Raw genomic sequence first — 12,893 nt, forward strand, 5'->3', positions numbered from 1 at the left:
ATTCTATAAAACGAAACATAGCATTCCGATAACTGGAACACGTGTAACTCTAAACACAAAAAAACAACTTGTCAACAAAAAGTATTACAATACGAGACATCATGTCTCACTAATACTGATAAAGGAGCTTAAATCAATGGACAAGAGTGCTCTTAAACTGCTCTCCGAACCCGCCCGAATCGATGGCGAGACACCGGCATTGCGGTTGTTTGCCTTGCTGGAGGTGATCGCCGGCAAGAACCAGTTCTTCTCGCTGCAAAGCCTTGTGGAGGAAACCGGCCTGCCCAAGCCGACCTTGCACCGTATGCTCCAGCAACTGGAAAGCGCCGGCATGCTGCAGCGGGAGAGCGATGGCCGCCACTACGGCACCGGCCTGCGGCTGCGCCGCCTCGCGGAAGACCTGCTGCTCAACAACACGGTACATGGCGCGCGCCATGCGGTACTCCGCAAACTTGTGGAGGAGGTCGGCGAAAGCTGCAACATCACGGCGCTATCAGGTAGCGAAGTGCTCTATCTCGATCGGGTGGAAACTCCCGCGCCGCTGCGCTTCTACTTGCATCCCGGGTCGCGCGTGCCCGCACACTGTTCGGCCAGTGGCAAGCTCTTCCTGAGTCAGATGGCTCCCAGCCAGCGGCGGCGCCTGCTGGAACATGCGCCGCTTGAGCAGTACACGGCGCGCACCCTGATCGACATCGATGCGCTGGAGCACGAGATTGAAAAAGTCAAGCGTGACGGACACGCGGTCGACAATGAGGAGTTCTTACCCGGACTGTTCTGCATCGCCATGCTGGTGCCTCGTAGCGGGGGGCGTTCGAACCTGGGTATCGCCATTCAAGCGCCGGTGATGCGGCTTTCCCCCGACAAGGCGATCCAGTTTCTGCCAGCGCTGCAGCGCGCAGCGACTGCCATTGCCGCCATCGACGCCGAAGCCATTTCAACGGACAGGACAGGGACATGACGGACCTCAGCCAGTTTCAACCTGACCGGCAGGTATCCGTGCGCGAGGCATTCGGCATCGATTCCGACATGACAGTTCCGGCTTTCAGCGAACGCGACGATCATGTGCCCGAGGTGGACACGGTCTACCGCTTTAATCCGGACGTGACGCTGGCCATCCTTGCCGGTTTCACCCGTAACCGCCGGGTGATGGTGCAGGGGCTGCACGGCACGGGAAAGTCGACTCATCTCGAGCAGGTCGCGGCGCGTCTCAACTGGCCCTGCGTGCGGGTCAACCTCGACGGCCACATCAGCCGCCTAGATCTTGTCGGCAAGGATGCCATCGTGCTGCGCGACGGCCAGCAGGTCACCGAATTTCAGGAAGGCATTGTGCCCTGGGCATTGCAACGACCGGTGGCACTGATTTTCGATGAATACGACGCCGGCCGGCCCGACGTGATGTTTGTCATCCAGCGCATTCTCGAACGCGACGGCAAATTCACCCTGCTCGACCAGAACCGGGTAATTCGCCCGCATCCAAGCTTCCGTCTATTTGCTACGTCGAATACCGTGGGGCTCGGTAATTTGTCCGGCATGTATCACGGCACGCAGGTGTTGAACCAGGCGCAGATTGACCGCTGGAACATTGTCGCCACGCTGAACTACCTGCCGGCAGAAGAAGAGGTCGCGATCGTGCTGGCCCGTGTGCCCGGCAAGAACAACGACCTTGGCCGCAGTCTGATCCGCTCCATGGTTGCGGTGGCGGAACTGACGCGAAAGGGCTTTGCCACCGGGGATATTTCGCTACTGATGTCGCCGCGCACCGTTATCACCTGGGCAGAGAACTGCGAGATATTCCGCAATCCGGCACTGGCCTTTCGGTTGTCCTTCCTCAACAAGTGCGACGAAAGCGAGCGCGCCATCGTCGCCGAGTATTACCAGCGCTGCTTCGGCGAGGAACTCGACGAGTCGTGGATGCGAGAGGCGGGGCGACATTGAACTTAAGGATCGCAATATGCAGTTCGTACGCACCGGACGCGGCCAGGTAGAGCAATGATCCTGCCATCTGCCGACATCTTGGTTAGCCTCGCTCTGATCATCACTATCGCGTTCGCCATTTATGGCCTGACCGGGTTTGGCGCAGTCGTCGCCGGCATGCCGTTCATGGTGATCTTCATTCCGCTGCAAACTGCCGTAACGCTGATGCTGGTGTTCTCACTGTTCGCTGGATCGGCGGTAGGTATCAGGCAGCGCCAAGCCGTAGACTTCAGGGAGATTTGGCGCTTGCTGCCCTACCTGTTGGTCGGCCTGGTATTGGGAACGAGCATCCTGATTCAAGTGCCGGAGAAATACTTGCTCTTTCTGCTTGGCATGTTTCTGCTCTGCTACTCAAGCTGGAGTCTGTTTTTTCGCCCTGTCAGCGAACCGATAGCTGTCGGCTGGGCCGCGCCGCTTGGTATTGGCGGCGGCTTCTTTTCGGCCCTTTTTGGAACGGGCGGTCCGATCTACACCATTTACCTGGTCCGCCGCATTACAGATAAACACGTGTTGCGGGCGACCACCAGTCTGATGGTCTTGATTTCAGCGATAAGCCGCTTCGTGCTATTTCTGATGACTGGTTTCTTTGCGCGCGACGATGTGTTGCAGCTTGCCCTGTTCCTGCTGCCATTTGTATTTCTGGGGCTCTTTGTCGGCCACTACTTACATCGCCGCTTTCCCTTGTACCGCATCATGCAAGCCATCTGGCTAATCCTCATGGTGGCAGGCGTCAATGTCGTCCGTCAGGGGCTGGCGCGATGAAGGCGAACGTCAGGGTCAATATCCCCGTCTCGTCAGCGCCGACTTTTTGTAGCAGTTTGCACTCGCATCCAATGCCGGGGACCAAGGCATGACCGCCAGCGCCCAGCAGCGCGCCAAGAGACAGCAGCGCGTCGAGGAGCTTTGCGCCGCCAGCCTGCGTGCCCTCACCGGCAGCCCCGACCTGCACTATCGCGGTCGGCAACTACATCTGGGCTCACAGCGCGTTCCGCTGCATGCGCCGCATCTGAAAGTCGACAGCGATGAGGATGATTTTGCCGAATGTCGCGGCGCGGCTGATGCCACGGCCTTGCGTCTGCTGCACTCCGATCCGGCGGTCCATCGCGAATTCTGTCCCGGCGATGATGATCGCATCGCCCGCCTGATGTTCGAATGGCTGGAACAGATGCGCGTCGAAACCCTGGTGCGCGAAGACATGCCCGGCATGCGTCACAACCTGCGGCAACGCTTCGAACACTGGTCGCGGAACTTCTATCGTGCAGGCCTGACCGAAGGCACGCTCGGCATCCTGTTGTACACCGCGGCCCAGGTGTGCTGGGCGCGCCTCAATGCTCAGCGCGTGCTGGAAGAAACCGAGGACTACATCGAAGACACCCGTTTCAAGCTGGCCTCACGGATCGGCACGCCGCTCGCCGGCATGCGCTGCTGCCGCCATGACCAGCGGCAGTTTGCGCCCCATGCACTGGAGATTTCCCGCCTGATCAGCGAGATGGCCGATGGCGAGCAAGGGGAAGGCGGCCGCGAGGACAAGACGGCGACAGATGAGGAGCAGGAAGCCGCCAGCCGCTTTGCGCTGTTGCTCGACTTTGATCAGGGCGAGGGCGATGCACCGGCACTTGCGACCAGCGGCGAGAGCAAGGTGTTTGCCGATGCCGACCAGACCTATCGGGCGTTTACGACACTCTACGATACCGAAGTCGATGCCAAGTCCCTGGTGCGCGAGGCGCTGCTGCGCGAATACCGCGAGAAACTGGATCAGCGTGTGGCGGGGCAGGGCGTCAATATTCCGCGGCTGGCGCGCCTGCTGAAAGCCATGCTCGCGAAACCCGACGACGACGGCTGGCTTTTCGGCGAAGAGGAAGGGATTATCGATGGCCGGCGGCTGGCCCAGTTGATCAGCTCACCTGCCGAGCACCGAGTGTTCCGGCAGAACCGCTACGTGCCGGTGGCGGACTGCCTGGTGAGCGTTCTGGTCGATTGCTCCGGCTCAATGAAGGCGCACATCGAAGCGGTGGCAACACTGATCGACATCCTGCTGCGCGCACTGGAAATGGCCGGCGTGAGCTCCGAACTGCTGGGTTTCACCACGGGCGCGTGGAACGGCGGGCGCGCCTGGAAAGACTGGAACCGACAGGGCGAACCCACGCACCCCGGTCGGCTCAACGAAGTCTCTCATATGGTATTCAAGAGCGCCGACCGCAGCTGGCGGCGCTCGCGTAGCGGCGTCGCAGCCCTGCTCAAGGCCGACCTGTTTCGCGAAGGCATCGACGGCGAGGCGGTGGATTGGGCCTGCAACCGCATGCTGGCAAGAAGCGAGCCGCGCCGCATTCTGATCGTGATTTCCGATGGCTGTCCGAATGACGCCGCAACCGGGCGCGCCAACGATGCCTTTTATCTCGACAACCACCTCAAGGACGTGGTGGCGCGACGCGAGCGCGAAGGCGCGGTGGAAATCATGGGGCTGGGCGTCGGCCTCGACCTCAGCCCCTTTTACCTGAACAGCCTGGCGACCGACATGACGCAGGCACTGGACAACGCGCTGCTCTACGAAATCGTGCAGTTGATCGGCAGAAAACACCGACGCTGAAACATAAACTCGAAAGGATCTGGCATGGCAAAGAAGCGCATGGTGGTGCAGTTTGGGCAGGGCCACTCGATACGCCGCGTGGACTACACCGCAGCAGCCGAGCGGGCGGTGCGCGATGCACTGTGGCACAACTCGCTGACCGTTGCCGAAGCCTTTGGTTTCCCCAAGTCGGCCATGATCATAGATGTGGAAATCGGCGTGCAGAAGCCCGAGGAAGTCAATGTCGACGAAATCATCAAGGTCTTCCCGTACGGCCAGCCTTCGGTGCGCGTGGTGCGTGGCGGGCTGGATATTCCCAAACCGCATCGCGAGGGCATCAACATCATTGCCAACGCGGCAGTCATCGTCTCGTTCGCCATGGAGGCAGAGAAATGACAAGACCCACGAACTCAAGTGAGGAAAAGCGCGTCATCTTGGAAACTGGTAGCGGCAACGACCTGTACGGCGAGGACTACACCAAAGCCGCCTGCCGTGCCGTACAGGACGCGCTGCATCACTCATCCATCATCATCTTCCGCAGCCTCGACATCGATCACAAGACCATGCGCGTGCAAGTCACCATCGGCGTGCAGGAACCGGACAAGGTCGACACCACCTTAGTGGCCGCGGAACTGCCGCGGGGGTATGCCGAGGTCACCGCCGTGTTCGGCGGCCTGAATGTGCATGACCCCGAACTGGGTACGACTCATGTCGTTGCTACTGCAGCTGTCGAGGCCTATGTGCCAATCGATGCGGCAGCGTGGAGGCTTTGCAACGCCGTTTGATCTGGGACCGGTCTGAATTCACGGTCGGCGCCGTCCTGCCATCGCCGACTTTTGTGGGGGATCGAAAATGTGCGGCCGTTGCGACCTGCCGAGGTCGCTCGCAAGCAGGGAGCGATACTATTTCGCCGCGAATGTCGCCGTCATCGCGTCGGCGGCGCGTTGCAGGTTGGGCAAGAATTCCATTGCGCGGTTCATCGGCAGGCGTGCCACCGGCGCTTGTAGTGCCAAACTGGCGATCATTTTTCCTCGAGCATCCCTTACGGGCACCGCAACACCAATCACGCCAGCCTGAAACTCCTCGCTATTCACCCCGACTTGGGTGACGGCGATACGCTCGAGTTGTGATTCGAGCAGGTTAATGTCGGTGATGGTGTTGTCGGTATAGCGTTTGCAGCTTAGTGATTCGAGCAGCCTGCGCCGCCGCGCCTTGGGCATCTGACTGAGAAACAGTTTGCCGCTTGAGGTGCAGTGCAAAGGTACACGCGAACCGGGCTTGAGTTCGGCTTTGAGCGACCAGTCGGTCTCGACCCGGTCGATGTAGATGATCTCGTCGCCACTGAGCATGGCGAGATTGCACGTTTCGCCGATTTCATCCACCACCCGCCGCAGAATGACGTGGCGTTCAGTGCGCACGGAGTTGTTGGTCATGATTTCGAGGCCGAAGCGCGCCAGACGGTGCCCGACAGCGTAGGTTTTGCCGGTTGGCTCGCGCTGCACAAGCCCCGCGCCTTCCAGCATCGACAAAATCCGGAAGACGGTGGGTACCGGTAGCCCGCAACCGTCAACTATTTCAGATAGCGATATGGGGCGGTCCGCACGGACGATGATCTCAGTGATCGCGAATGCTCGAAGTGCGGCGGCTGAAGTCGGTGATGAAGTTTCGCCCATGGAAGTCTTCCTGAATCTGGTTTGAAATCAAGCCCAAGAATACACCATCCCTTACAAAGGCGGTTTCTAATTACGCTATTAATGGAAAAATATATTTCATTTACAGATAATTTAGCTTGACAAGCCCTTTCGAGTATCTGTATAGTTAATATATTGAAATTATTTTTACCGTTTTTAGCGATTTAAGGTGTGGCGCCATAGCGCCTTTGAGGAGGAATCATGGCAACTGAATCGGTAGCATCAGTCCAAGCAAGCACCGCTCAAATTACCGTTGCCGCGTTAGTCAGCCGCGCTCGCGTCGCGCAACGTCAATTTGAACAGTGTACTCAGGAGCAAGTCGACGAAGCCGTCCTCGCTGCTGGGTGGGCCATCATGGAACCTGGCCGCAACCGACACCTCGCGGAGATGGCGGTGCGGGATACCGGGCTCGGCGATGTCGACGACAAGATCACCAAGAATTTCCGCAAGACACTCGGATTGTTGAGGGACCTCCAAGGCGTCAGGACGGTAGGTGTCATTGCCGAATACCCGGAACGCGGTCTTGTCGAAATTGCGCGGCCGGTTGGCGTTGTTGCCGCAGTCACACCGTCGACCAACCCAGCAGCCACACCGGCCAACAAGGTCATCAATGCACTCAAGTGTCGCAACGCGGTAATCATTGCGCCATCGCCGAAGGGACTATCAACGGCCGTCGCGCTGGTGGGCTATATCCATGCCGAATTGAAGAAGATCGGTTTGCCGGTCGATCTTGTGCAGTGTCTGCCTTCGCCGATCACCAAGGAGTCGACGCTGGAACTGATGAAGCAGGCAGATCTGGTGGTCGCCACTGGTTCGCAAAACAACATTCGTACGGCCGCCACTTGCGGAACACCAGCCTTTGGTGTTGGGGCCGGCAACGTCGCCTCGATTATCGACCTGAGTGCAAACTTGAAGGAGGCGGCTCAAGCCATCGCGGACTCCAAGACCTTTGATAACGCTACCAGTTGCTCTTCCGAGAACAGTACAGTCATTCTCGACGGCGTCTATGAGAACGCCATCCAGGCTTTGAAAGCGGCTGGCGGAGTACTCTTGTCGGCTGATGAAAAACAGCAGTTGCAGGCCGCGATGTGGCCCAACGGAAAGCTGTCCAGTATCGTGACCGCCCAGAAGGCGGCAAAAATCGCTGAAATTGCTGGTCTTGCCGATGCGCGCTTCGCCAATGCCCGCTTCCTGATGGTCGAGGAAACCGGCACCGGCCCGGAGTATCCCTATTCCGGCGAGAAGCTTTCGCCGGTGCTTACTGTCTATCGGGCGAAGGATTTCGACGCGGCCTGTCAGCGCGTCAGCGACATCTATGTCTACCAGGGCGCTGGTCATTCGGTCGGCATTCACTCGCAGGACGACGCCAACATCCTGCGACTTGGCCTGGAATTGCCGGTTAGCCGCGTCATTGTCAATCAGGCGCACTGCTTTGCCACCGGCGGTTCGTTTGACAATGGCCTGCCGTTCTCGCTGTCCATGGGATGCGGCACCTGGGGAGGCAACAACTTCTCCGACAACATGAACTACCGGAACTACATGAACACCACACGCATCGCCAGGACCATTCCCGTGCGCATGCCGACCGAGAACGAGATCTTCGGCGATTACCTGGCGCGCCACGGCGCCTAGTCCCCTTCCAGTCCGAGAAAAAGAGGCATACGAATGCAGCGCACGGTACGCAGTTACGTCGATCACCAAGCGGATGTTCGCCCGGCCAAGACGTATTTGATTGCTCCCGAAACGGGAATGACCATGAGCTTTGGCGAGTTGCAACGCGACTCGCGTCGGCTCGCCCGCGTCTTGCGCGATCGAGGTGCCGCGCAGGGGGACAAGATCGCCATGCTGATGCCCAATGGCTACCAGACCTGCCGGCTATTCATCGGCATCATGTATGGTGGTTTTTGCGTGACCCCAATCAATTTGCTAGCACAGCCCTCGCAACTCGCTTATGTCATCGAGCATTGTGACACCCGTATTATTTTTGTTTCGCCTGATCAGGTCGAGCGGCTGAATCTCGCCCTGACTCAAGTACATCGGGAAGTTGAAGTGATAGTCGTCCATCCCGACTGCACAGAATTCATCGAAGAACTGCGTGAGGGCAGTACGATCGACGAAAGTCGGTATGAAGTCGCCGAAATTGATGATGCCTTGATGATGTACACCTCGGGCACCACCGGCACCCCAAAGGGTGTGTTGCTCAGCAACCGTTCTGTCATCGCCGGTGGAGAGTACGTGTCCTCTGCGCATCAGTTGGGGGAGGATGATAAGGTGATGGCCGTCCTACCGCTGTATCACATCAACGCACAGATCGTTACTGCCACGGCGCCGCTGGTCCATGGTGGAAGCCTAGTTCTGCCGCAGCGCTTCAGTGCGGGCAGCTTCTGGGAAACGGTGGTCAAGCATGGTTGCACCTGGATCAACGTGGTACCGACCATCATTGCCTACCTAATCAACGGTTCATCTCCAAAAGAAAAGGGGCTGGATATTTCCCGGGTCAAGTTTTGCCGTTCCGCATCGGCACCGCTGGCACCCAGCCATCATCGCGCCTTCGAAGACAAGTTCGGCATCGGAATCATCGAAACCATGGGGCTGACGGAAACCGCAGCGCCCTGCTTCACCAATCCGCTTGACCCGGCGCGGCGCAAGATCGGCAGCCCGGGACAGGCTTTCGGCAACGAAGCCAAAGTAGTCGATGACCAGGGAAAAACGCAGCCACCGGGCCAGACCGGCGAGATCATGGTGCGTGGCCCCAACGTCATGAATGGCTACTACAAGAACCCCACTGAGACTGCCAAGTCGCTGACCGCGGACGGCTGGCTGCATACCGGCGATCTCGGCCATCTCGACGAGGACGGCTTCGTCTTCGTCACCGGCCGCCTCAAGGAACTGATCATCAAGGGCGGGGAGAATATCGCCCCGCGCGAGATCGACGAGGCCCTGCTCAAGCATCCGGCCCTGCTCGAAGCCGCCGCCGTAGGCATTCCCGATGACAACTACGGCCAGGAGATCATGGCCTGCGTGGTACTCAAGCCGGACCATTCGTGCACGGAAGAGGAACTGCGGAAATACTGCGTGGGTGCGCTGGGCAGTTACAAGACGCCAAGGAAATTTCACTTCGTGCAGGAATTGCCGAAGGGACCTTCGGGCAAGGTGCAAAGGCTCAAACTGCTTGACCTGGTCGGTCCGCCAACGCAATCCACTGTGTAGCACCGAGCTTCAGGCAGCATCTCGGAGCGCCGCCGGCGTTCCTGAACAAACAGGTCGCAAGCAGACCACATACAGGAGGAATACCCGCATGAAGACCCTTTCCAGCTTTGCAAAAAAAGCTCTCATTGGTGCCGTAATTGCAAGCGGCTTGGCCGGCGCAGTTCAGGCCCAGGAAAAGTATCCGTCGCGTCCGATCGAGATCGTCGTGTCCTTCGGTCCCGGCGGCGGCGCAGATGCCATGGGCCGCAAGCTTTCCCAACTGCTCGAACCGGTGCTCAAGGTACCGCTACCTGTGTCCAATATTTCTGGCGCCTCCGGCAATGCCGGCCTGACCAAATTGGTGACTAATCCGGCCGACGGCTACACGGTCGCCACCCTGATCGCGTTGAGCGTTTCCTCCTGGGCGGCTGGACTGGGAACTGCAAAACCCGATGACTTTACGATAGTTGCCATTACCCAAAATTCGCCGTCGATGCTGTTCGTGCCGATGGACAGCCCGTTCAAGACCTTCAAGGACCTGCTCAATCACGCCAAGGCCAACCCAGGGGCGGTTAAGGTGGCTACGTCCGGCTACGGCACCCAGGACGACATTACCCTGATGTACTTCAACTCCCAGGGTTACAAGTTGACCAATGTTCCTTTCGCCAAGCCTGCAGAACGCTATGCATCGCCGCTGGGCAAGCACACCGATGCCATCTACGAGGAACCCGGCGACGTCGCCCAGTTCCTCACCGGCAAACAGTTGCGGCCGCTCGTGGTGTTCGACGATGAGCGCCACGCGTCCTTCCCCGATGTTCCGAACTCGAAGGAACTGGGCTTCAGCATCAGCGATCTGCCTAATTTCCGCACTGTCGCGGTACCGTCGAAAACGCCGAAGGACCGCGTCGATATTCTGGCGGCGGCGATTAATAAGGTCATGGAGACTCCCGAGTGGAAAAAGTTCTGCGCCGAGACCTATTCCTGCGTCACCAAGAGATACGCCCCGGCCGAGGCGGGTGCCTATGTCAAGGAGTTCTATGTCGCTACTCAGAACCATCTGAAAGCCATGAAGAAGTAACCCTCTACTTAGGAGGAAACCGAAATGACCTATCACCGCGAACATCTGATCCATGCCATCTTCGCCTTGCTGGTTGCCTTGGCCGCCCTAGTCTTCAGCCACTCCGTCGTCGACGACCCGCAGATGGTGCAGAGCATGGCGCGCGGCCTGGCCTCGCCATTGACGTGGCCGAAGCTGATGCTGGCCGGCGTTTCGCTGTGCGCGTTGGGCTGGGCCATCGAGGAGGGCTGGAAGGCCTACAATGTCCTGCCGCCAGAGCTGAGCAAGGAAGAAGAGGCTCTCGAATTCGGCGACGTCGGTTTCGAGAAGGACGGCGATGACATTCCACTACTGCCGATAATCCTCGGCCTCTCGCTGGCGATGGCCTATGCCTTCGTGATTCCCTGGGCGGGCTTCACTGCAGCGACGGTGGTGTTTCTGCTGCTGTGGCTCGTGGTCGGCGGCATCCGCAAACCCCTGCAGCTCTTTTCGGTAACACTGATCGGCACCGTGGTCCTGCTCTACGTCTTCGTCAAGCTGGCTTTGATGCCGCTCGACCGTGGCCAGGGCGCTTTTGGCGAATTCACCATCGCGCTGTTTCGTCTGCTCGGCATTTACTAGGAGTCTTAGCCATGGAAGCATTTTCCCTACTGTTCACCGGGCTGGCGACGGTGCTGCAGCCGAGCCACTTCATGATGATCGTGATCGGGCTGGCGGTGGGCGTAATCGCCGGCGCGCTGCCAGGGATCTCCTTCGTCAACGCCATGGCCATGGCGCTGCCTTTCACCTACATGATGTCGCCGCTGGACTCGATGTCCTTCCTTGGCGGTATATATGTCGGCGGTGTGTTCGGCGGATCGATCTCGGCCATCCTGATTAACATCCCCGGCACACCCGCCTCCCTGCCGGCCTGTTGGGACGGTTATCCGATGACCAAGCAAGGCAAGTCGGGGCGAGCGCTGACCATAGCGATCGCCGCCTCGGCCACCGGAGGCATCTTCAGCGCTCTGATGCTGACATTCGCCGCCCCCCCCTTCGCCAAATTCGCCCTGAGGTTCGACCAGCCGGAGTTCTTTGCGGCGACCTTCCTCGGCCTGGTCAGCATCATTGCGGTTGCGAAATCGGCGCCCTGGATCAGTTTCCTGTCGCTCTTCATCGGCCTGGCAATCGGCACTATCGGCGTCGATCCCCTTTATGGCATTCCTCGCCTCACGTTCGGCGTCAACGATGCGCAAAGCGGCATCAATTTTGTCGTCGTGATGATCGGCTTGTTCGCGCTCGGCGAAGTGGTCGAAATGCTGGCCAAGTCGGAGGCGGTGGCCAAAATCCAGGGCAAGATCCGTTTCGAACGCCCCAAGTTTGTTGAAATGTGGGCGTTGCGATGGTCGGTCATGCGCGGCACGGCGATCGGCAGCGTGATAGGCATGATTCCCGGCGCCGGCGCGACGGTCGGCGCGGTCATCGCCTATGGAGTGGAAAAGCAGGCGTCGCCGCGCGGCGCTGAGTTTGGCACCGGGGTTCCGGACGGCCTGACCGCACCCGAGGCGGCGAAGAACGCCACAACCGGTGCTGCGATGATTCCGCTGCTGACGCTGGGTATTCCCGGCAGTGCGGCGACGGCGATCATGATGGCTGCTCTGGTGCTCAAGGGGGTGACTCCCGGTCCCATGTTGTTCAGTATGCAGACCGATCTGGTCTATTCGATCTTTGCGTCCATGCTGCTCGCCAACATCCTGATGATCATTGCCGGGGTCGTGATCGCGCGCGGCTTTTCGCATTTCATGCGGGTACCGCCGGCGATCCTCAGCGGCTTCATCGTGGTGCTGAGTGTACTGGGCGCATACGGCGTGCGCAATAACATATTCGACGTCTACGTCTGCATGGTCTTCGGCGTGATCGGCTACCTGATGAAGCGCTACAACTTTCCGGCTGCGCCGCTGATCCTCGGCGTGATCCTCGGACCATTGGCGGAACGCTATTTCCTGACTTCTCTGGCCAACTACGATAACAACTTGGCGATTTTCGTGCAGCGCCCGATCAGCGGCACCATCCTCGGAATGTCGGTAGCTTTCATCATCTGGGCGACTCTGCCGAGCCTGATCAAGAAATACCGGCAGCGCAAGGCGGGTGTGGTGGCATAGCATGACTGCCATTCAGTGGTTGGTTGCTTTCGCCGGATCAACGGTGAATCTTGACCAATTGCTCGTGCATAGGCATCGGAATCGTCGATTAGGTGATGTAGCTGTACGACTTTTCGGGATACCGTTGGTGCTGGGTGCTGTCATGGATCCTTTAGCCAAGTTTCTATTCCTTGGCTCATTGTCTAAATATGACAATCGCCATATAACAGCCCATTCGCATATTAACTCTGGGGATGGCGATGATTTCGCTGTTCTGGCCCTTGGCTCCTGATGTG

The 12,893-nt window shown here is 58.9% G+C and carries 13 protein-coding genes; 12 read left to right on the forward strand and 1 reads right to left on the reverse strand.

The window, feature by feature from the left end; all coding sequences use genetic code 11:
• Nucleotides 1-136: 136 nt before the first annotated feature.
• The 6 genes from J0M27_RS03735 to J0M27_RS03760 all read left to right on the forward strand — a co-directional run bounded on the left by J0M27_RS03735 (nt 137) and on the right by J0M27_RS03760 (nt 5,325).
• On the forward strand, nt 137-958 hold the full coding sequence (locus tag J0M27_RS03735) for an IclR family transcriptional regulator (protein ID WP_365962157.1): 822 nt from the start codon (nt 137-139) through the stop codon (nt 956-958).
• Nucleotides 955-1,935 carry an AAA family ATPase gene (locus J0M27_RS03740; protein WP_294987603.1) on the forward strand — a complete coding sequence of 327 codons (981 nt, stop codon included), beginning with the start codon at nt 955-957 and terminating at the stop codon, nt 1,933-1,935. Before J0M27_RS03735 ends, J0M27_RS03740 begins: the two co-directional genes overlap by 4 nt.
• A 54-nt stretch (nt 1,936-1,989) precedes the next feature.
• A complete protein-coding gene (locus J0M27_RS03745; protein WP_294987605.1) occupies nt 1,990-2,736 on the forward strand; it encodes a sulfite exporter TauE/SafE family protein in 747 nt (248 codons plus the stop codon).
• Nucleotides 2,737-2,824: 88 nt separating this feature from the next.
• Nucleotides 2,825-4,561, forward strand: a complete 1,737-nt coding sequence (locus J0M27_RS03750) for a hypothetical protein (protein ID WP_294987607.1) — start codon at nt 2,825-2,827, stop codon at nt 4,559-4,561.
• Nucleotides 4,562-4,585: 24 nt separating this feature from the next.
• The gene (locus tag J0M27_RS03755) at nt 4,586-4,936 is read left to right on the forward strand and encodes a Lin0512 family protein (protein WP_294987609.1); all 351 of its coding nucleotides are present in this window, start codon (nt 4,586-4,588) and stop codon (nt 4,934-4,936) included.
• Nucleotides 4,933-5,325 carry a Lin0512 family protein gene (locus tag J0M27_RS03760; protein WP_294987611.1) on the forward strand — a complete coding sequence of 131 codons (393 nt, stop codon included), beginning with the start codon at nt 4,933-4,935 and terminating at the stop codon, nt 5,323-5,325. Before J0M27_RS03755 ends, J0M27_RS03760 begins: the two co-directional genes overlap by 4 nt.
• Nucleotides 5,326-5,442: 117 nt before the next feature.
• Here J0M27_RS03760 and J0M27_RS03765 read toward each other — a convergent pair whose 3' ends face one another.
• Nucleotides 5,443-6,213, reverse strand: a complete 771-nt coding sequence (locus J0M27_RS03765; protein ID WP_294987613.1) for an IclR family transcriptional regulator — start codon at nt 6,211-6,213, stop codon at nt 5,443-5,445.
• 219 nt (nt 6,214-6,432) lie between these two features.
• On the opposite strand from J0M27_RS03765, the gene J0M27_RS03770 reads away from it, so the two are divergent.
• From J0M27_RS03770 to J0M27_RS03795, 6 genes are all read left to right on the forward strand, one after another.
• On the forward strand, nt 6,433-7,863 hold the full coding sequence (locus J0M27_RS03770; protein ID WP_294987616.1) for an aldehyde dehydrogenase family protein: 1,431 nt from the start codon (nt 6,433-6,435) through the stop codon (nt 7,861-7,863).
• A gap of 33 nt (nt 7,864-7,896) precedes the next feature.
• Nucleotides 7,897-9,441: an AMP-binding protein gene (locus J0M27_RS03775; protein WP_294987618.1), complete on the forward strand. Its 1,545-nt coding sequence runs from the start codon at nt 7,897-7,899 to the stop codon at nt 9,439-9,441.
• 88 nt (nt 9,442-9,529) lie between these two features.
• Nucleotides 9,530-10,498, forward strand: a complete 969-nt coding sequence (locus J0M27_RS03780; protein ID WP_294987620.1) for a tripartite tricarboxylate transporter substrate binding protein — start codon at nt 9,530-9,532, stop codon at nt 10,496-10,498.
• Between the two features lie 24 nt (nt 10,499-10,522).
• On the forward strand, nt 10,523-11,098 hold the full coding sequence (locus tag J0M27_RS03785; RefSeq protein WP_294987622.1) for a tripartite tricarboxylate transporter TctB family protein: 576 nt from the start codon (nt 10,523-10,525) through the stop codon (nt 11,096-11,098).
• A gap of 11 nt (nt 11,099-11,109) precedes the next feature.
• Nucleotides 11,110-12,618: a tripartite tricarboxylate transporter permease gene (locus J0M27_RS03790; protein WP_294987624.1), complete on the forward strand. Its 1,509-nt coding sequence runs from the start codon at nt 11,110-11,112 to the stop codon at nt 12,616-12,618.
• 1 nt (nt 12,619) lies between these two features.
• Nucleotides 12,620-12,889, forward strand: a complete 270-nt coding sequence (locus tag J0M27_RS03795) for a hypothetical protein (protein ID WP_294987625.1) — start codon at nt 12,620-12,622, stop codon at nt 12,887-12,889.
• Nucleotides 12,890-12,893: the final 4 nt, after the last annotated feature.

Source organism: Sulfuritalea sp. (assembly GCF_017302275.1).
Lineage (GTDB): Bacteria > Pseudomonadota > Gammaproteobacteria > Burkholderiales > Rhodocyclaceae > Sulfuritalea.